The organism is Paenibacillus baimaensis (genome assembly GCF_025567575.1).
Map to the genome: position 1 here is coordinate 249,837 of NZ_JAOQIO010000095.1, position 18,329 is coordinate 268,165.

Sequence of the window (18,329 nt, forward strand, 5' to 3'; positions counted from 1 at the left end):
ATACAAAAATTATAGCGATAATAAGGGCTGAGTCCCACACAGAAAATTGTGGACATAAGTGGACAATCTTGATTTTTGCTGGGTCGATTGAGAGGATAAGCGGGGGAATCTCCCAACACTTCACATAGATAGTGGAGATTCCCGATTCATTTGTACACGAAAATCTTTGGGCGTTTGTCCCTCCAATTTTTTAAAAACCCTACTGAAATACTTTTCATCCTGATAACCTACCTTGCCCGCCACATCGACTATTTTGATTTGAGGGTTCAATAGCAGTACCTTGGATTTCTCGATACGTATTCTGTTCAGATAGTCAATAACGTTTTCCTTGAGTTCCAGCTTGAATTTGCGAGAAATGTATTCCCGGTTCAAATGGAATTTGGTGGATATATCCTGAAGCGTAATGTTGCGGTAGTAATTTAATTGAATATATTTGGCAATTTCATTCATCGTATGTCCGCTTTGGACCTTTTTGCTCAAGAACAACCGCATCAATTCGGTCAAGTGATTAGTAAATTCCTGCTGAAATAAAGCTGATGAAAACTGACCATTATGATCCATTGGAATGATGAAATCCGTATCTTCCGTCGGCAATAGCTGATCCGGCTCGGCCCCTTCGTAAAACTCCTCCATCCAGCGCGCCTTCAACACCTTGTAGGCGTCCAGCCATAGATCAAGCTGATCCATCGATATTTTGTCCAGCTTGTCCATACCATCAAACCATTTTTGTATGACCACTTGTAATTGCTCCGGCCTGCCACTCTTCATCGCAAGACTGATAGCCTCCTCGTAATCACTGAATCTCAATGAGCCGATACGCAATACAACACCTACCTGATAGCTATGTTTCCGGGTCGAAGTATCGAGCAGATTTCGCTGGCCTAGCGCCTGCCTGGCTTGATTATAGGCTTCCTGCAGGTTGTCTGGAAAGGCTAGCTCGGAGCTGATGCCGATATCGAATGATGCCTTAAGCACCCTTGCGATTCCGTGCTGAATACGCTCCAGGACAGCTTCCGCATTCACTAATTGTTCCCAGGCCAGAATGACAATTTCCTGATTGCTATTCAAATTACGAAAGGCAATACCCATTTGAGCTTTGTGTAGAAATTCATTACAAATATTAAGCAGAGAAAATATGAGCAGACCCATATTGGAAGCATACTTTTCTTGAATATCACGCTGGACGTCCTGCAGATTGATAACGGCAACCATACAGGAATGAACACTGGCTAGCTGTGGAAACTCTTTGATTAACAGCTGTAATTCATTGCGATATCCGACAGGCTCCATAATGACATTGGACAGAAGCTTGTCCCTGTAGATCGATTTGAGCTCAATAACTTCCATGCTTTGATACTGATGGCGCACCCGCTCCTGATGGGCTTCCTTCCAGCTGTCGACTGCCTTTTGAATAGCATCATGCAATTGCTTGGCAACAATTGGCTTAAGTAAATAATCCGTAGCCCCATATTTAAGCGTATGGCGCATTAGCTCAAAATCATTATGCCCGCTAATCACAATCTTTTTACAAGTAACCGCATGAGAATCCATCCATTCCATCAGCCCGATCCCCGTCATTAAGGGCATCATCATATCCGTGATGACAAGCTGCGGCTGTTCTCTCTCCATGATTTCTATCGCTTCCAGACCGTCTTCCGCTTCCAGAACAGTCTCAATATCCAGAGCACTCCAATCTGTGAGCAGGCGGATGGTGCTCCGTACATGCTTTTCATCATCGACAATAAGTACTTTCATCTATAATGCCCCCTTGTCTATTCCCATGATTGGAATGCTCAGTATGACCTGTAGTCCATAAGGATGAATGCTGCCAAGCTCCAGGTTGGCCTGCTCTCCATAATAAAGACGCAGCCTGAACATAATATTCATCAATCCGATGCTTTCCCCAAGCCTTTCTCCGCTTTCATCCAGATGGGTTAACTTGTGGCGCAGCTGTTGAAGTCTCTCGTCCGAAACACCGATCCCGTTGTCCTCCACTATGATAAGCAACCTGGCTTTCTCTATCCTGGTTCTTACTTTGACCACGCCGACTCTTTTATTCGTAATATAAAATCCATGCTTGAAAAAGTTTTCGACAATGGGCTGTACGATCATTTTGGGTACCTGAAAAGAACTCGTCTGCTCACAAATATCAAATTCAAAGGAAAGCTTATCCTCGAACCGCTGCTGCTGAAGCATGCAATAATAGTTGACATAGTCAATCTCCATGGATAGTGGAACGATCGTTTCTTTGGTGTTCATGCTGTAATGCATCATTTGTCCCAATGAAGATATGAGGGTATAGACCTGAGGCGCCTGGCTTTCCAAAGCCAGATTACCGATGGATTGCAGCGCATTATTCATAAAATGGGGGTTAATTTGAGCCTGAAGCATCTCCAATTGAATCGTTTTGTTCGCTAAATTCAGCTTGTATTCCCTTAAAATCAAGTCATTGATTGTGTGCATCATCGTCCGGAAACGCTTGGCCAGAATTCCAATTTCATCCGTACGGTTAATAACGATTGTTTCCTCCAGTTGGCCGGCCTGGATGTTATTGATATGCGAAATCAACTGCTTCAGCGGTCTAGTTAATCGTAATGAAACCATTAATACCGCTATCATCGCAATTGTGAGAAAGATTGCCGCTACAATTGTGTTGATAAAGGTCAAATTTCGAGCATATTCGTATAGATGCGAATAGGGTATGCGCTTGACAAGCGTCCAATTCAGATAAGACGTGGATAGCTTGGTGTAAATCATAATGCCCGAAAATTCACGTTGATTCCATTCCATATATCCGGCATCATCAGGGTTGTCCAAAAGCTGCTTGATCCATGCTTCGGTAGGCGCTGCGCCAAGGTAGGTCTCTTTCCCTGCATAAATGATTGTTCCGGTTTCGTCAAGAATGTATAAATCCTCATTATTTTTCTCATACAATTGAGCAGTCAGTTTGCTTAACGCTTCCAACTTTACGTCTATGGACAACAGCCCGATCTGCTCATTGCTCGGAACCCGATAAAATGGCCGATGGATCGTAAACACCATTTCTGGAACCGCCATTGGAACCTGAATGATCCCGTAATCGTGACTCCTGTGCGTTCCTTCTGTGTAAACCGCATAGGGCGCTATGGCCCTGTTTGCTGACGGCTCATACTGAATCGGTCCCCGTTTAAAATTATTTTGATATAACACATAAGAGCTCTGATTATCGCTGATGTTCAGATAGACCTGGTAAATATCATTCGCCGAGCGGGAAACGATCTGCATAATCGTAAAAATATAAGACTCACTCTGGTAATCGGCAAATCCTTTTGTCAAAATACTGTCCAGGGTTGCGTTCGAGTAAATGCTCAAGGAAGCATTTTTCACCGTATCCAAATAATTAATGATGTTGGTCTTTCCTTCGGAAATGAGGTGAGTATTTTCTTCGATGGCACGCTCTTTTAACGATTCCTTGGTATATGAATCCGTAATAAAAATTGAAGAGGTGATGGGAACAATCGTCGAGATCAAGAGCAAAACAGTTAGTTTGTGACGGATGCTTTTTTGAAAAAAACGCATAGTTTCGCCCCGTTTGCAAGATGATTTTTAACATTATCTTAACAAGAAGAACCTAAATTGTCTAGAAAACAACTTACCAACAACGTTATTTAATGTAACATAAACATGACATAATTATGATCTCGATTAGCTTGTTTACGAATTTGGAATGATCCTGTGACTCGCACAGGTTTGTTGGACAACGGAGAATGAGGAGTTGCGGTACGGGTTACCAAACGCGCCAAAAAACCTTAATTAATAAGGTTTTTACCATGGCAACGTCTTTATTTTCTTTTATTTACGTGGTACGTCAAATCCTTGAAAGTTCGAATAATACGAATCGATACATGATCATTGCTGGCTCGGTCCACAGGAACAAACACCATATTGATATAATCCTTAAGCTCCATATCCATGCCTTGCTCCTTGAATGCCTGAATAAAATCTCCAACATTCGGTGATGTGGATGGATCACAAAATATTGAAATCTCTTTAATGGTCTTGACCGTACCGTCCACATGTTCAATTGAAGCTATGTATTTCGCTTTATCCATGTGATTGACCTCACCTTCTCAACTACTACTAACAATCCTTGTCAATATAGCATATATGGAAGTCATTTACATGATAGAATAGGATCATTTATTCAAATCGTTTCCAAACAAGAAAAGCCGAGCCCCTTCTTGGTTGAGGGAACTCGGCTATAGCTTCAAATAAGCGATGCTTGGTCAGCAATTAAACTTCTACCACTTTGACGGATTCCATTTGGTCTCTGCCTTTGAATTGGTCAACAAGCTCCATACCTGAAGTCACTTTACCGAATACGGTATGTTGACCATCCAGATGTGGTTGTGGACCATAACAGATGTAGAACTGACTTCCACCTGTATTACGGCCTGCATGCGCCATAGCCAGTGTTCCACGCTCATGTTTGTTTGGATTGATTTCACAGTTGATCTTGTAGCCTGGGCCGCCAGTGCCTGTACCTGTAGGACAACCACCTTGTGCCATAAAACCAGGAATTACACGATGAAATACGAGGCCATCATAAAAACCATCATTTGCTAATTTTTCAAAGTTCGCTACTGTGTTAGGTGCATCTTTTTCAAATAAATCGATAACGACTTCGCCGCCATTGGCAAGTTTAATTTGTGCTTGTTTTGACATGTAAAATGTACACTCCTTTGTGATCTTCCTGTTCAATGTGTTTTATTGTACTACATCCTGCAGCTCTGCACAAATGCTAGACTACAAGGACTTTGTGGTTTGCTTCATTCTCGCCGGGATACGGTCATTGCCGACAATGTTTTCATACGACTCACGTTCAACCACAACCTCGGCTTCGCCATTATTCACAAATACGACTGCGGGACGGCGAATCCGGTTATAATTGCTGGCCATTGCGTAATTGTAAGCACCCGTGCAGGATACAGCCAAGATATCGCCAGACTGAACCTCAGGAAGCGTAACATCCCAAATCAACATATCTCCGCTCTCACAACATTTGCCGGCTATCGATACAAGCTCTTCTTCCTTCTCAGTAGCCCGATTCGCAAGCATGGCCTCGTAACGGGATTGATACAAGGCAGGACGCGGGTTATCGGTCATACCACCATCAACAGCTACATATTTACGGACGCCCGGGATATCCTTGTGCGTACCTACCGTGTATAAGGTTGTACCTGAATCTCCAACGATGCTGCGGCCTGGCTCCACCCAGATTTCCGGTGTTGGGTAATCATAACGGCTAAAGTTGCTGCTAATCGATTCAGCGATCGCTTTGACATATTGAGAAATCGGCAGCGGCGTATCGCCCTCGACATAGCGGATACCGAACCCGCCTCCCAAATTAATTACGGAGAATACGACCTTCAGTTCATCGCGAACCTTAGCCGCGAAGCCGATAACTTTATCAACAGCCATTTGAAATCCTTGTACCTCAAAAATTTGCGACCCGATATGTGAATGGACGCCCAACAGCTTAATATAAGGGAGCTTGGTGGCTTCCTCAATGGCATGGTAGGCAGAGCCATTATCCAAATCCAATCCAAATTTCGAATCCGTTTGACCTGTAGAAATATATTCATGCGTATGAGCCTCAACGCCAGGTGTAATACGGAATAAAATATTCACTCTCTGACGCTTCTGCCCCGCAATGGCATTCAACATATGAAGCTCCACCAAATTATCGACCACGAAGCAGCCAATCCCTGCATCAATGGCCATTTCAATTTCCATAGGCGTCTTGTTATTTCCATGAAAATGTATCCGTTCAGCTGGGAATCCGGCCTGTAGTGCTGTATACAGCTCCCCATCAGACACAATGTCCAAAGACATTCCCTCTTCTTCTACCAAGCGGCACATGGCCATCACACAAAATGCTTTACTTGCATAGGCAACCTGAAATTTCAAGCCTGTTTCGCGAAAAGCTTCTACATATTCACGGCATCTTTGACGGATCAATGCTTCATCCATAACATACAGCGGAGTTCCAAAGCGCTCTACCAGATCCGTTGTATCGCATCCACCAACTTGCAAATGCCCATAATCGTTAATTGTACTCGTTCCATGCAAATACATATTTAATTTCCCTCTCCCCGTTGACATTATATCTAAAATACCATAATGGGGCATGAGCTGACAATATGTATTGAGCCCACCTTGATTATGGCTGTCTGGTGCTATCCGCAGGTTTGGTTAAACTCATTCTGGTTTTGACAGCAAGGAATGGCCTACGAAGAACAATTTCCCGCATTGCCTTTACATTAAACGGTATGAACGGCCACAAATAGGGGGCATTATACGATCTTCGTGTCGCCAGATAGATGACCCAAACCGTAGAAACGATGACGAAACCCGGAACTTTCCATATTGCAGAAGCAATCAGCAGCATCAGTCGAGTCAATCGGTTGGCGAGCCCAAGTTCATAGCTCGGTGTAGCGAACGTGCCTACGGCGGCAACAGCCAGATATAAGATCACCTCATTTACAAACAGCCCCGTCTTAACCGCTACTTCTCCAACCAGTACCGCAGCCACCAAGCCCATTGCTGTTGTGAGCGGCGCAGGAGTATGCACAGCAGCCATTCGCATCAGATCTATTCCGAGCTCGGCTATTAAAAATTGCACCAACAGCGGCAGCTTTACGGCTTCCTGTGGACCGATAAAGTCCATTCCGACTGGCTTCAGCTCAGGCGAGCTCACAAGCAAAAACCAGAGGGGCAGTAAGAACAGCGAGGCGGCGATTCCAAGAAATCGAACCCAACGCAGGTAAGTTCCTGCCATAGGCGTTTGTCGATACTCCTCTGCATGCTGCACATGATGAAAAAAGGTTGCCGGCAATATAATTACACTAGGCGAAGTATCCACAAACAAAGTAACATGCCCCTCAAGCAGATGAACCGCAATGACATCTGGACGTTCCGAATACCGAACCATCGGATACGGATTCCAACTTTTGCCCACAAGGGCTTCTTCCAGCTGTTTTTCAGCCAGAGGCAGACCTTCAACCTGGATTTGATTGATTTTATCACGTATCGCTTCAACCAAAGCCGGATCGCAAATATCATCAATGTAGGCCAGACACACATCCGTATGAGTTCGACGCCCGACACGCAGCATCTCAAGCTTAAGACGCGGATCACGAATCCGGCGCCTGACCAACGTAACATTAGTGAGCAGCGTTTCCACGAAGCCATCGCGTGATCCCCGTACAACCCGTTCCAAATCAGGCTCCTCTGTCGAGCGAACCGGGAAGCTTTTGGCATCAACAACAATAGCTGCCGCGGACCCTTCAAAGAAAAATCCGGTAGCTCCCATCGCCACCTCATCGATAACTTCATTCAATTTGTCAGTCTGCTTCACCTGAATATGGGGTATCAAAGCGTCCATGAAGAGCTGAATCGTGTCCTGTCCCGCAGAGTGACCGACCTCATGCTGAATCGGGATATCCGTAATCGCTTCATCCTTGGCATGATCACTAACATGCTCCGCCGTAGACAAACGGTCCAGCACCATCGTAAGCACGTTATCCTTGGCAAAACCGTTATAATAAAATATCCCTGCTTTTTTTCCGCCAAACACCATCTCACGAAATACAACATCAAAGCTGGTATGCAGCCCAACCCTATGCTCCAGTATCTTTTTTAAAGCATCAAATTCGGTAGCTATGCTGTCCTCTTTCGCCGATTTTTGGGTCTGTTTGACTACGGATTGCTTATTGTTCTCTGATTCAGTAATATTGCCTTCGGCATCAATGACAAGAGGCTCATCATCAGTCCGATCCGAATCTTCTCCGACAGAGCCTTGCATTTGCTTTGGACGCGTCCACATTTTTTTCATAACACTCCCACCTCACATGTTGTTAGTTAACCCAGGACGTGCAGCCAATCCAGCAATGACCCCAGCACTTTTCCGAATACCATGGCCATCAGCAGCCACAGCATGTAGGAGGCCATCCCCACCCGTTTGGCGAGAATGGGCAGCACGTTCATTACCTCCGTCAATGCCCCTGCCAGCATGCCAACAAACCCTCCCGCCAACAAGCCGAGCAAGACTGCTGTCAACGGGTGTAATGAAAAGGACCACACGAAAAAATCTGACAGTGTAAAAAACACCGAACCGCCTATGACGGACCATTCATAAGCACGAATGAGCCGGTAGGAACGAGTTATTTGAGCCAGCCGCGGAATGATATCCAGCACAACGAGAAAGGCAACCATCCCGCTGCCCACAGCGATTCCACCCGCCAATCCAATAAACAGCTGTACGGGGATTAGCCACCACTGATTCATTTGGGCTCATCCTCCGCTTCATGGATTCTGCAATACTCCTCGGTAATGACGTAATGATTTACATTTTCCTGATACATAAACATTTCCACCTCGAGAGGACTGGGTTCCTCATTGAATTTCTTTTTGAACAGGTGGTTAAAAAATATAATCATTCCCACACCAATTCCGATTGAATACGGAATCTGCAGTAAGAGCGGGTATTCTGCCCATTCCCCTGTAAGCAGCCTGTAAATACGTTGATGGACAACCCCCATACTGACATCTGCATGGAAGTTCATAATGGCTAAGCCCGATCCGACGAACAAAAGCAGCCACACAAGAGCAATCCAAATCAACCTCGGAGGCTTACGCTCATCCTTGATTTCGATCAGACAATGCGGTTCACCAAAATGCTCAATTTGCATAAAAGGGTACAGTTTTTTAATTTTACTCACAATGAGCATCATATCGATCAACAGCATGCTGCCTTCATGCTCCCGCGGACGATGCAGCAGCAGCATTTGCAAGGAGGGTTCGTATTCAGCATCAACCAGCATTTGCGCGACAGCACCGAGTACAACCGGGTCCCCCCGACGTATACACATTCTTTTGCGTAAACGGATATACAAAGTTGCACCGGTAGTACCGGTTATCATGCCCCATCACTTCCCTTGCGTATTTATCCCATAGTATGAAAAAAAAGCTCCTCTCCTAATCGCCAACGGTCATGGCAATAATTCTCTTGATACTTGTATAAGTTATCGCTCTTTATGGGAAAGTAATCGTAAGGTCGTAAATCCTGCTAGAAGGAAGGGAGTTATGAATTATGGGAAAATTCGCATTGACGCTCGTTATTATAGGGGCTTTGAACTGGCTGCTTATCGGTTTATTTCAATGGGACCTTGTTACAGCGATATTCGGTGGAGAGGTTCATCGCGCATCCTCCGGCTTCAGCCGTATCGTGTATGCAATCGTAGGCTTGTGCGGTCTGTACTGCCTGAAATATTTATTTTCGGATGAGACCAAAAAAGCCAGATAGATCGAGGGTGTAAATCGAAGTGCGGCTATGCAGTATTGCACAATCCATAAAAAGTGGCCCTCAAACCATAAGTTTGAAGGCCATTTTTTTCTGTTCGAACTACAAGGTAATCACTTATTGGGCAATCTGATCCTTGATCGACTGGAGGATTTTTTTCTCCAGCCTGGACACTTGAACCTGCGAAATGCCTAATCGGTTCGCTACCTCGGACTGGGTCTGATCGCGATAATATCTCAGATAGACAATCAGCCGCTCCCGTTCGTTTAAGGTTCCAATCGCTTCATTCAAGGCGAGTTTTTCAAACCATTTATCCTGGCCTTCATCGGCAATTTGATCAATCAACGTAATGGGATCTCCGTCGTTTTCGAACACTGTTTCGTGAATCGAAGCTAGTGGCTTATTCGCTTCCTGAGCAAATACCACTTCCTCTGGTGTGATTTGCAGTTCGTCAGCAACTTCCTTAATTGTGGGTAGACGACCATTATTTTTCGATAGTTCGTCCTTCGTTTTGCGGATTTTATTAGCAAGCTCCTTCAGTGAGCGGCTCACCTTGAGTGTACCGTCATCTCTAAGAAAGCGTTGGATCTCACCAATAATCATAGGTACCGCATAAGTAGAAAATTTCACATCGTAAGATAAATCGAATTTATCGACCGATTTGAGCAATCCGATGCAGCCAATCTGGAACAGATCATCGGCCTCATAGCCCCGGTTCAAAAATCGCTGCACAACCGACCAAACCAGACGGATATTACAATTGACCAGTGTTTCTCTGGCAAGTGAATCACCGGATTGACTTAATGCAATTAAGCGCTTGACTTCGCTATCATCCAGGTATCGGTGAGAAGCATGTTTCAAATCGACATCCATATAGAATCGACCCCTAATTGAACAAAGCTTTTTTAGATTCAATTCGCTTTTTCATTTTGATTTTTGTACCGACGCCGATGGCTGTTGTCACTTCGATCTCATCCATAAAATTTTCCATGATCGTAAAGCCCATTCCTGAGCGTTCAAGCTCTGGCTTGGTCGTATACAGCGGCTGCTTGGCCTGCTCTAAATCGGCAATGCCTGCACCCTGATCCTCAATCGTTAAATATAACGTGTCATCCTCGATCTCGGCTTCAATCGTGACCACACAGTCAGGATGATTGTCGTAACCATGAATAATCGCATTGGTAACCGCCTCAGATACGACGGTTTTCATATCCGTTAATTCCTCCAGAGTCGGATCAAGCTGCGTTACAAAAGCTGCCACCGTCACTCGTGCAAAGGATTCATTTTCGGATCGACTGGCAAACTGGAGGGTCATAAAATTCCGTTCACTCATGATACGGCCTCCAAACTGCCAAGAGCCTGTTTTTCGTTATCATAAGTGGACACAATTTTGAATAGCCCTGACATCTCCAGCAATCGATGTACAGCCGGGTTCAGATCGCAAACAACCAGCCTTCCATCCCTGGCTTTAATCTGCTTATAGCGTCCCAGAATGACCCCAAGACCAGAGCTGTCCATGAAGGACAATTCCTTAAAGCTCAGAATCATATGGTTAACATTACTCTTATTCAGAGCCTCTTCCATACGCAACTTAACCGTCTCGGCCGTGTGATGATCCAACTCACCCTTCAGCCTGACAATGATTGCTGTACGGTGGTGCTCTATTTCAATATGCAGACTCACGCTGCTCACTCCTTCCCTTTCATGCACACCATTTCTACACAGGAATTCCCTTTTCCTGCCACTCGACAAAACTAGAAGAAATGTGCCAGAAAGCAAAGAAATGCGACATGATCGGGAAGCAGCCAGCCTATATGAGCAGTTGGTCGTTCTTATGTCAAGGTTACTGCATTAGTCTATAAAAAATAATTGTTTGGCGCTTCGTTTCATCAGCACCCACCAGCCAGCCTTGCTGACTTCTATCGATGACTCCAGCGGAAATTCAGAGAGCACCTGATCCCCTTTGTACACAACGATTTTACCTATGGGCTGACCAATCGCGATCGGTGCCTTTAAATCTGGCAGCAGCTGTACCTCATGACGAATGTCACTACCGGCTTCGCCCTTCTTCAGCAGCATACTGTAGGAATGCTTGGCCGTCAGCGGCACGACCGACTGCTCGCCCTTGCTGATCTTAAGCTCACCGATCGAATCGCCGGTTTTGTAAATCGGATAGCTCATATATTGTGAAAAAGCATAGTCAAACAGATTCGATACTTCGGCATTACGAGTCTTGGTATTGGGTTCACCCATAACGACGGTAATAATTCGAAAATTATCTCTTTTGGCAGTAGCGGACAGGCAAAATTTGGCCTCACTTGTGTAGCCCGTCTTCAAGCCGTCTGCTCCGCTATAAAAACGGACCAATTTATTCGTATTCACGAGCCAGAAGGGCTTGGCCGTATCCTTCCGCAAATAGTCCTGATACGTTCCGGTGAATTGCGTGATTTCCTCATGCTTCAACAGCTCGCGAGACATCAAAGCGATATCGTTAGCAGAGGAGTAATGGTTATCTGCAGGAAGTCCGTTACAGTTGACAAAATGAGTGTTCTTCATTCCCAGCTGGCCTGCACGGTCATTCATCATCTGTACAAAGGCTTGCTCTGAGCCGGCAAGCTTCTCAGCCATTGCGACGGAGGCATCATTGCCTGACGCCATTGCGATCCCCTTCATCATATCCTGAACCGTCATTTCCTCACCCGGCTCCAGAAAGATCTGCGAGCCTCCCATCGATGCCGCATATTCACTTGTGCGGACCTTATCTGTCATCTTGATCTTACCTTGATCCAAGGCCTCCATCACGAGCAGCATCGTCATGATTTTGGTAATACTCGCTGGCGGCAGCTTCGCATCCTTGTTTTTTTCAAATATGACTGTACCTGTGTCTACATCCATCGTAACCGCTGAAGATGCGTTCGGAGCCAAATCTACTGTCTGATTAGGCTGCTGCTTTTCTTCAGCCCAAGCAATGGGTAAACTACAAGCCACAAGTAAATGAATGCATAGCAACAGCTTGATTGTTTTCGTAAACATACCTTTTCTATCCCTCCATTCTAAAGGTTAAACTACTTCTATTCATTGTTGACGAAATTCTCCTTAAATATTCCAAACGTTGGAAAATGAAAACAGGATGATAACCTGCCCGCAGCATGCACAAAAAAACACCCTCTTGCATCGAAGCAAAGGGTGCTCAGTCCAGCTTATAGGGTGTGTAGGGTCATGCCGTTCAAATCATCTCAACGCCGTTCCTGGAAACAATCGCATAAATAAGCGGAGATCTGGCAGCACTGCCTGTAACCAGGGTAAATGCTGAACGTGTACGTTGAGTCATATCTTCTGTAAACATCGGTTCATTGTTATTCATATATAGCTCCGCTAACATCTCGCCAGACCTAACAGAGTCACCGACCTTCTTACGAAGTACCATACCGACTGCAAGATCGATCTGGTCCTCTTTGGTCGCTCTACCGGCTCCAAGCAGCATGGCGGTAACACCCAGTGCCTCAGCATCAATCCGAGAGACAGTGCCATCCTCTGCAGCCATGACAGGCACCTGATAAGGCGCGGATACTAATAGCTCCGGACTGTCGATGATCGCCTCATTCCCGCCCTGAGCGCCTACAAGTTGCTTCAGCTTGGCTAATGCGGACCCATTGTGCAGCAGTTCGGTCACCTTCACCTTGGCTTCGTCGTAAGTTGCCGCTTTGCCTCCCAGCACGACCATGTGAGCCGCCAGTACGATACAAAGCTCGGTCAAATCTGCAGGGCCTCGGCCCTGCAGTGTTTCTATAGCCTCACGAACTTCAAGTGCGTTACCGATCGCTTCACCCAACGGTTCATCCATATTAGTAATTACGGCTACGGTTTCTCTGCCAACCTCTTCACCGATTTCTACCATAGCCTGAGCCAGCTTAATCGAATCCTCCAATGACTTCATAAAAGCGCCATTGCCGGTTTTTACATCCAGCACAATCGCATCAGCGCCCGAAGCAATCTTCTTGCTCATGATCGAGCTTGCAATTAAAGGAATCGATTCAATCGTGGCTGTAACGTCACGTAGTCCATACAACTTTTTGTCCGCGGGTGTCATATTGCCGGATTGGCCGATCACCGCAACTCCGATATCGGTCACCTGCTGCAAAAACTGCTCCTTGCCCAGTTCTACCTTAAAGCCTGCAATAGCTTCCAGCTTGTCGATCGTTCCACCTGTATGACCAAGCCCGCGACCTGACATCTTGGCTACAGGCACACCTGCCGCTGCCACTAGAGGAGCCAGAATCAGTGTCGTCGTATCGCCAACACCACCTGTGCTGTGTTTATCCACTTTGACTCCTGGAATGGAACCGAGCTCCGCCTGATCACCGGATCGTGCCATCGCCAGCGTCAAATCTGCTGTTTCTTTAGCGGTCATACCGTTGAAATATATGGCCATCGCCCAAGCCGACATCTGGTAATCGGGAATGTCCCCTTTTGTATAGCCTTGAATCATATAATCGATTTCCGCTGTCGTTAACTGCTCAGCATCACGTTTTTTTTGAATCAGTTCAACCGTTCTCATCGCCAGCCACCTCATCGCTATTTTATGAATGGATGGTTAAATATTATCATACATAGGGACAGACTCCTAGTTTTACCCCATATGCACAGCTACACTTTAACCTGCTGTACAGCTTGTATCATATCATGAGTCATCACGCTCAAGATGGAAGAGGCATCCGCAACGTGGCGCATTTTATCAAGCTGTTGATTCGTTAAATCATGAATATGATCAGTCTGCTCCGATACTTCCTTGGCAATATAGGCAATACCGTTGACGGATGCCGCAACCTCCTCGGATCCGGCCGACATCTGTTGTGCAGCAGCGGATACCTCCTGAATTTGCATCGTGACCAAACGAAACACTTCCACAACACGTTCGAAAGACTGCTCAGCCATCTCGGACAAAGCAACCCCTTCCCTGATCTCATTCGCTGCATCATCCATTTTGTCGCCAATTCGTTGAGATTCTTCCTCAATATTGTGCAGCAAGGACGCAATGGACTGCACAGAGGCAGAAGATGCTTCAGCAAGCTTCCGGACTTCTCCAGCTACAACCGCGAACCCGCTACCATGCTCACCTGCACGGGCAGCTTCAATGGAAGCATTCAGGGCAAGCAGCTTCGTTTGACTCGAAAATTCAGTGATAGCGCTTAAGACACCTTCGATTTTGGCCGAATATTGTTTGAGAACAGCCACTCTGTTAACAGCTTCTTCAGCCTTTGAATAAATACTATCAATTTGATGCTTCATCTTCATACTCGTTTCCTTACCGGCTGCTGCAACCTCAAGCGCAATGACCGCAGCATCGGATACCGTCATCGACGATTCCGCAATACGTTGGATGCCGACTGCAATCTCCTCCATCGCCTGAGCGCTGTCATCCGCACTCAGCTTTTGGGAACGGGCACCATCCATAATTTGCTGTATCGTTTCTTTGATAATAACATTCATATCCAGCATAACGACGGCATCCTCGTTAAACTTTGCAGACGAGTTAACCATTTGATCGGACGTTTCGGCAATCCGGGATATGATCGTACGAATAATTTCATTCAAATTTCCGGACATCATAACCATAGCTTGGTAGGCAGTTCCGATTTCGTCTTCCGACTTGACTGGATTTGATGATAAAATCACCTTGGCCTGAGCCAAATCACCTGTTGCCATACTTTCGGCACTAGAGGTAATGACTCTTAGAGGACGCAGTGCGCGAACAACGAACCAAACAATGAATCCAAGACTAGCCAGTGTCACAACCAGCATCAGTATATAAAAGAAAATGCTTTTTCCCAGAACGTTCATGGTAATACTATCGACTACAGCTGCCGCGGTATCTATCCCTAATACCCCGACTAATTTACCATTTGCATCCTTAACCGGTGCATAGGCAGATATGTATTTACCATATTTGGCATCTTCAATTAAATCCGAACTCGCATTCTCTCCCTTCATCAGCAAAGCCACGGCATCCTTGGGGATATCAGTTACTTCATTAATCGGTGATGCGGTTTGCGAGCTCCGCGGCTGGCCATCAATCATGAGTAAAGGCTTTTGCTGCTCATCAATTCTGACAAAATACACATACATGGCACCAATCTGAGTACGATAACGGTCAAGCTCTGATCGCAGCTTCCAGTAAAGCTCATTTTCCTGCGGATTCGTCAAGAAATCCTCGTATTGTCGGGTATCCAGCTGTGCTGCATAGCTGTAAGCTGTTCTCATACCGTTATCGGTAATAACCTCCTGAGCCGCACTCTTCGTGTTCAGAATTTGCAACAAGATGTATCCACCGGACAGCAAAAGGATGACAATCGTGATCGCTGCTACAATTCGAAGCACTAAATGTTTTCTGAATGATGTAATCAAACTCATAATTACCCGCCTCTCACAACCAACATATAGGTAAAGATACTATTTTTCGCAGAAAAAAAGAAGCCTTTACGGCTTCTTTTTATAATCCTATGACACAATTAATGTCGATTTCATGTTAGCATGTCCGGTACCGCAAGGCAGAATGCAATGCACCTCATAAGTGCCCGGTTTGTCAAAGGTAACCTCAGCCGATTTGGTTGTGCCGTCCAATTTCACGTTCAGACCTACGATTTCCATCGCATGCAGACCTTCCTTGTTCAAAAGGGAAACCGTAACTTTTTCGCCAGCTTTCACTTTATATTCAGCCTGATCAAATTGAAAGTTCGAAGCAATGAATTTCAATTGAGGTCCGGCATGAGCTTGTGAAGCCATTTCTGACTGACGTACCGAAATATCCTGGAACAACACACCCGCTCCAAGCAAACAGGCAACAATAATACAGCTAAACATAATCCACTTTGTCATCAATAAATCCCCCTAAATGTTTTGCGTAAAAAATCCTTCTTCAAATTCGTATACTATCATTGTACCTAATGAACCCAGCTTTACCTATTCCCTTTTGGGTGGTTCCGGTGAAAAGTTTGTGACAATTTGCAATCCGTTCACAGCTACCTTTGACATTCTATCATATTTAAGCAAAAAAACAAAAAAACCTCCACCTGTTGGCGAAAGTTTAACAAGCCTATCTAGAATCGACCGCCTACACGACTTCTGAAACCAAAGCCCTGCTGGACCCTGCTCCCATCCTTTTCCTGCATTTCACGAATATCCTTGGTTAAACGACTGCGGCAGGGATAGCACATCTCTTGTTGTCTAATCGGTTCTCTGCAACTATTACAAGGGTATGTTAAGTTAGGATAATCAGTAACAGGCAAACGCTTATCCTTAATCCATATTATGATTTGTTTAACAGAAACTCCAACCGCCTCACTCAGTTGCTCCGTAGTGGCTTTGCGGTTACTACGCAGATAACGATCACATACGTCGAATTCATTCTGGAGATTACTTACGCAATCCTGACACAGATTACGCAGGTTTTTTTGAAATACTTTACCGCAACCGGGACAATTGGCTACCATCAAAATACTCATGATTGTCACTTCCTACCCCAAAATGATGTAGTTCCATTGCACCAATTATAGCACGATTGTAGGTACTAATACATATAAATCAAGATTATTTTATAAATTATTTTCCTGAGACTGTTACTTCAGGTAATTTATTTGGGTTACTAACAGATTTTTAAACATAAGCAGTTCATCTTATGCTATACTTTCCAAAATTAATTATCGTGAGGAGGGCTGCCCTATGCAGGTGAAAACGAATAAAACGGTATTTGGTATTTTGATCGCAGTCAGCATGGTTCATTTGTTAAATGACACCATACAATCTATCGTTCCCGCTATATTTCCAATTATTAAAGAATCGTTGTCCTTGTCATATTCACAGCTTGGATTGATCGCTTTCGCCTTAAATTTAACGGCATCGGTTCTTCAGCCTGCTGTCGGTTTATACAGCGACAGGAAGCCACAGCCTTATCTGCTGCCGCTTGGCGTCGTGGCTACCTTAATCGGAGTCATCGGGATGGCCTTTGCGTTCGGATTCTGGACAATGCTGGGTTCAGCCATCCTCGTCGGAATCGGCTCATCCATATTTCATCCGGAATCAGCCAAGGTTGCTTATTTGGCAGCTGGCGCAAGAAGAGGGTTAGCTCAAAGCATATTTCAAGTAGGAGGCAATGCGGGGCAGGCATTGGCACCGATAATGACCGCGCTTATCTTCGTGCCTCTCGGCCAGTTTGGAATTATTTGGTTCACTCTACTAGCAGCGCTTGCTCTGGGTATTCAAATGTATACTGCTAAGTGGTACAGCAGCAAGCTGCGCGTGAATACGGTTAAAAAGCGGGATCATTCTTCTAAAGGAAAGGCCGTTACAAATCGCGGTAAAGTGACTGCGGCCATTTCCATCTTGGTGCTGATTCTCACCTCCAAGATGGCTTATCTGGCAGGGATCACCAGTTTTTATTCCTTTTATCTCATCGAACGTTTTCAGCTTTCTGTTCAGGAAGCGCAATTGTGTGTGTTTGCATTTTTGGCTGCAGGTGCGGCCGGGACCTTTTTCGGCGGTCCATTATCCGACAGATGGGGACGTCGCAATGTGATCTGGTTTTCCATCCTCGGGGCACTGCCGTTTGCATTCCTACTTCCATATGTTAATTTCCAAATCAGTATCGTTTTTTGCATCATTATCGGTTTTACGATCATGTCCAGCGGTTCGGTTAACGTTGTTTACGCCCAAGAGTTGCTTCCTGGCAACATCGGAACCGTATCCGGCCTCTTTTTCGGCCTTGCCTTCGGAGCCGGAGGTCTTGGCGCTGCTCTGCTTGGCATGCTGGCAGACTCCACAAGCATTGACTATGTGATCAAGCTGTGCGCCTTCCTTCCACTCCTCGGACTGCTTGCTATATTCCTGCCCTCTGACCGTAAGCTTGCCGAGTGGGCTAAAGAAGCAGATGACCGGCAGTCAGCTCCCAATTAACCGCAGATTCATGAACAGTACCTCAATCCTGCTTCAA

18 protein-coding genes are annotated in these 18,329 nt (G+C 45.4%); 2 read left to right on the forward strand and 16 right to left on the reverse strand.

What is annotated here, in order from left to right; all coding sequences use genetic code 11:
- Positions 1-120: 120 nt before the first annotated feature.
- The 8 genes from OB236_RS27425 to OB236_RS27460 form a co-directional block, all read right to left on the reverse strand.
- Positions 121-1,755, reverse strand: a complete 1,635-nt coding sequence (locus OB236_RS27425) for a response regulator (RefSeq protein ID WP_262686789.1) — start codon at positions 1,753-1,755, stop codon at positions 121-123.
- Positions 1,756-3,558 (reverse strand): cache domain-containing sensor histidine kinase, encoded by a 1,803-nt coding sequence (locus OB236_RS27430; RefSeq protein ID WP_262686790.1) that lies wholly within the window; start codon positions 3,556-3,558, stop codon positions 1,756-1,758.
- 263 nt (positions 3,559-3,821) lie between these two features.
- Positions 3,822-4,091 carry a hypothetical protein gene (locus OB236_RS27435; protein ID WP_076227746.1) on the reverse strand — a complete coding sequence of 90 codons (270 nt, stop codon included), beginning with the start codon at positions 4,089-4,091 and terminating at the stop codon, positions 3,822-3,824.
- Positions 4,092-4,272: 181 nt separating this feature from the next.
- Positions 4,273-4,704, reverse strand: coding sequence for a peptidylprolyl isomerase (locus OB236_RS27440; RefSeq protein WP_076227749.1), 432 nt, complete (start codon positions 4,702-4,704; stop codon positions 4,273-4,275).
- An 81-nt stretch (positions 4,705-4,785) separates the two neighbouring features.
- Positions 4,786-6,117: a diaminopimelate decarboxylase gene (gene lysA, locus OB236_RS27445; RefSeq protein ID WP_262686791.1), complete on the reverse strand. Its 1,332-nt coding sequence runs from the start codon at positions 6,115-6,117 to the stop codon at positions 4,786-4,788.
- 85 nt (positions 6,118-6,202) lie between these two features.
- The gene (locus tag OB236_RS27450) at positions 6,203-7,876 is read right to left on the reverse strand and encodes a spore germination protein (RefSeq protein WP_262686792.1); all 1,674 of its coding nucleotides are present in this window, start codon (positions 7,874-7,876) and stop codon (positions 6,203-6,205) included.
- A gap of 26 nt (positions 7,877-7,902) precedes the next feature.
- On the reverse strand, positions 7,903-8,328 hold the full coding sequence (locus OB236_RS27455; RefSeq protein ID WP_076227757.1) for a stage V sporulation protein AB: 426 nt from the start codon (positions 8,326-8,328) through the stop codon (positions 7,903-7,905).
- On the reverse strand, positions 8,325-8,963 hold the full coding sequence (locus OB236_RS27460; protein ID WP_240413938.1) for a stage V sporulation protein AA: 639 nt from the start codon (positions 8,961-8,963) through the stop codon (positions 8,325-8,327). The genes OB236_RS27455 and OB236_RS27460 overlap by 4 nt, the downstream gene beginning before the upstream one ends.
- A gap of 170 nt (positions 8,964-9,133) precedes the next feature.
- Here OB236_RS27460 and OB236_RS27465 point away from each other — a divergent pair, with 170 nt between their 5' ends.
- Positions 9,134-9,346: a DUF378 domain-containing protein gene (locus OB236_RS27465; protein WP_076227762.1), complete on the forward strand. Its 213-nt coding sequence runs from the start codon at positions 9,134-9,136 to the stop codon at positions 9,344-9,346.
- Positions 9,347-9,460: 114 nt separating this feature from the next.
- Here OB236_RS27465 and sigF read toward each other — a convergent pair whose 3' ends face one another.
- The 8 genes from sigF to OB236_RS27505 form a co-directional block, all read right to left on the reverse strand.
- The gene (gene sigF, locus OB236_RS27470) at positions 9,461-10,216 is read right to left on the reverse strand and encodes an RNA polymerase sporulation sigma factor SigF (protein WP_076227764.1); all 756 of its coding nucleotides are present in this window, start codon (positions 10,214-10,216) and stop codon (positions 9,461-9,463) included.
- A gap of 13 nt (positions 10,217-10,229) precedes the next feature.
- The gene (gene spoIIAB, locus OB236_RS27475; protein ID WP_076227766.1) at positions 10,230-10,676 is read right to left on the reverse strand and encodes an anti-sigma F factor; all 447 of its coding nucleotides are present in this window, start codon (positions 10,674-10,676) and stop codon (positions 10,230-10,232) included.
- The gene (spoIIAA, locus tag OB236_RS27480; protein WP_076227768.1) at positions 10,673-11,026 is read right to left on the reverse strand and encodes an anti-sigma F factor antagonist; all 354 of its coding nucleotides are present in this window, start codon (positions 11,024-11,026) and stop codon (positions 10,673-10,675) included. The genes spoIIAB and spoIIAA overlap by 4 nt, the downstream gene beginning before the upstream one ends.
- Positions 11,027-11,194: 168 nt before the next feature.
- Positions 11,195-12,376, reverse strand: coding sequence for a D-alanyl-D-alanine carboxypeptidase family protein (locus OB236_RS27485; RefSeq protein ID WP_262686793.1), 1,182 nt, complete (start codon positions 12,374-12,376; stop codon positions 11,195-11,197).
- A gap of 193 nt (positions 12,377-12,569) precedes the next feature.
- Positions 12,570-13,901 (reverse strand): pyrimidine-nucleoside phosphorylase, encoded by a 1,332-nt coding sequence (locus tag OB236_RS27490; RefSeq protein ID WP_262686794.1) that lies wholly within the window; start codon positions 13,899-13,901, stop codon positions 12,570-12,572.
- Between the two features lie 89 nt (positions 13,902-13,990).
- Complete coding sequence (locus OB236_RS27495; protein WP_262686795.1) at positions 13,991-15,754, reverse strand: methyl-accepting chemotaxis protein; 1,764 nt, start codon at positions 15,752-15,754, stop codon at positions 13,991-13,993.
- 87 nt (positions 15,755-15,841) lie between these two features.
- Entirely contained in the window at positions 15,842-16,219 is a 378-nt protein-coding gene (locus OB236_RS27500; protein WP_076227776.1) for a cupredoxin domain-containing protein, read from the reverse strand.
- 221 nt (positions 16,220-16,440) lie between these two features.
- The gene (locus tag OB236_RS27505; RefSeq protein WP_262686796.1) at positions 16,441-16,845 is read right to left on the reverse strand and encodes a flagellar protein; all 405 of its coding nucleotides are present in this window, start codon (positions 16,843-16,845) and stop codon (positions 16,441-16,443) included.
- Positions 16,846-17,062: 217 nt separating this feature from the next.
- Between OB236_RS27505 and OB236_RS27510 the strand changes: the two genes are divergently transcribed.
- Positions 17,063-18,292: an MFS transporter gene (locus OB236_RS27510; RefSeq protein ID WP_262686797.1), complete on the forward strand. Its 1,230-nt coding sequence runs from the start codon at positions 17,063-17,065 to the stop codon at positions 18,290-18,292.
- The last annotated feature ends 37 nt before the right edge of the window (positions 18,293-18,329 follow it).

Excerpts from the sequence above, each read along its gene's own strand:
- OB236_RS27465 (WP_076227762.1), top strand. The coding sequence starts at position 9,134 with ATGGGAAAATTCGCATTGACGCTCGTTATTATAGGGGCTTTGAACTGG.
- spoIIAB (WP_076227766.1), bottom strand. The coding sequence starts at position 10,676 with ATGAGTGAACGGAATTTTATGACCCTCCAGTTTGCCAGTCGATCCGAA.
- OB236_RS27425 (WP_262686789.1), bottom strand. The coding sequence starts at position 1,755 with ATGAAAGTACTTATTGTCGATGATGAAAAGCATGTACGGAGCACCATC.
- lysA (WP_262686791.1), bottom strand. The coding sequence starts at position 6,117 with ATGTATTTGCATGGAACGAGTACAATTAACGATTATGGGCATTTGCAA.
- OB236_RS27485 (WP_262686793.1), bottom strand. The coding sequence starts at position 12,376 with ATGTTTACGAAAACAATCAAGCTGTTGCTATGCATTCATTTACTTGTG.
- OB236_RS27505 (WP_262686796.1), bottom strand. The coding sequence starts at position 16,845 with ATGAGTATTTTGATGGTAGCCAATTGTCCCGGTTGCGGTAAAGTATTT.
- OB236_RS27450 (WP_262686792.1), bottom strand. The coding sequence starts at position 7,876 with ATGAAAAAAATGTGGACGCGTCCAAAGCAAATGCAAGGCTCTGTCGGA.
- OB236_RS27435 (WP_076227746.1), bottom strand. The coding sequence starts at position 4,091 with ATGGATAAAGCGAAATACATAGCTTCAATTGAACATGTGGACGGTACG.
- OB236_RS27510 (WP_262686797.1), top strand. The coding sequence starts at position 17,063 with ATGCAGGTGAAAACGAATAAAACGGTATTTGGTATTTTGATCGCAGTC.
- OB236_RS27440 (WP_076227749.1), bottom strand. The coding sequence starts at position 4,704 with ATGTCAAAACAAGCACAAATTAAACTTGCCAATGGCGGCGAAGTCGTT.
- OB236_RS27430 (WP_262686790.1), bottom strand. The coding sequence starts at position 3,558 with ATGCGTTTTTTTCAAAAAAGCATCCGTCACAAACTAACTGTTTTGCTC.
- OB236_RS27500 (WP_076227776.1), bottom strand. The coding sequence starts at position 16,219 with ATGACAAAGTGGATTATGTTTAGCTGTATTATTGTTGCCTGTTTGCTT.
- OB236_RS27455 (WP_076227757.1), bottom strand. The coding sequence starts at position 8,328 with ATGAATCAGTGGTGGCTAATCCCCGTACAGCTGTTTATTGGATTGGCG.
- OB236_RS27460 (WP_240413938.1), bottom strand. The coding sequence starts at position 8,963 with ATGATAACCGGTACTACCGGTGCAACTTTGTATATCCGTTTACGCAAA.
- sigF (WP_076227764.1), bottom strand. The coding sequence starts at position 10,216 with ATGGATGTCGATTTGAAACATGCTTCTCACCGATACCTGGATGATAGC.
- OB236_RS27490 (WP_262686794.1), bottom strand. The coding sequence starts at position 13,901 with ATGAGAACGGTTGAACTGATTCAAAAAAAACGTGATGCTGAGCAGTTA.
- OB236_RS27495 (WP_262686795.1), bottom strand. The coding sequence starts at position 15,754 with ATGAGTTTGATTACATCATTCAGAAAACATTTAGTGCTTCGAATTGTA.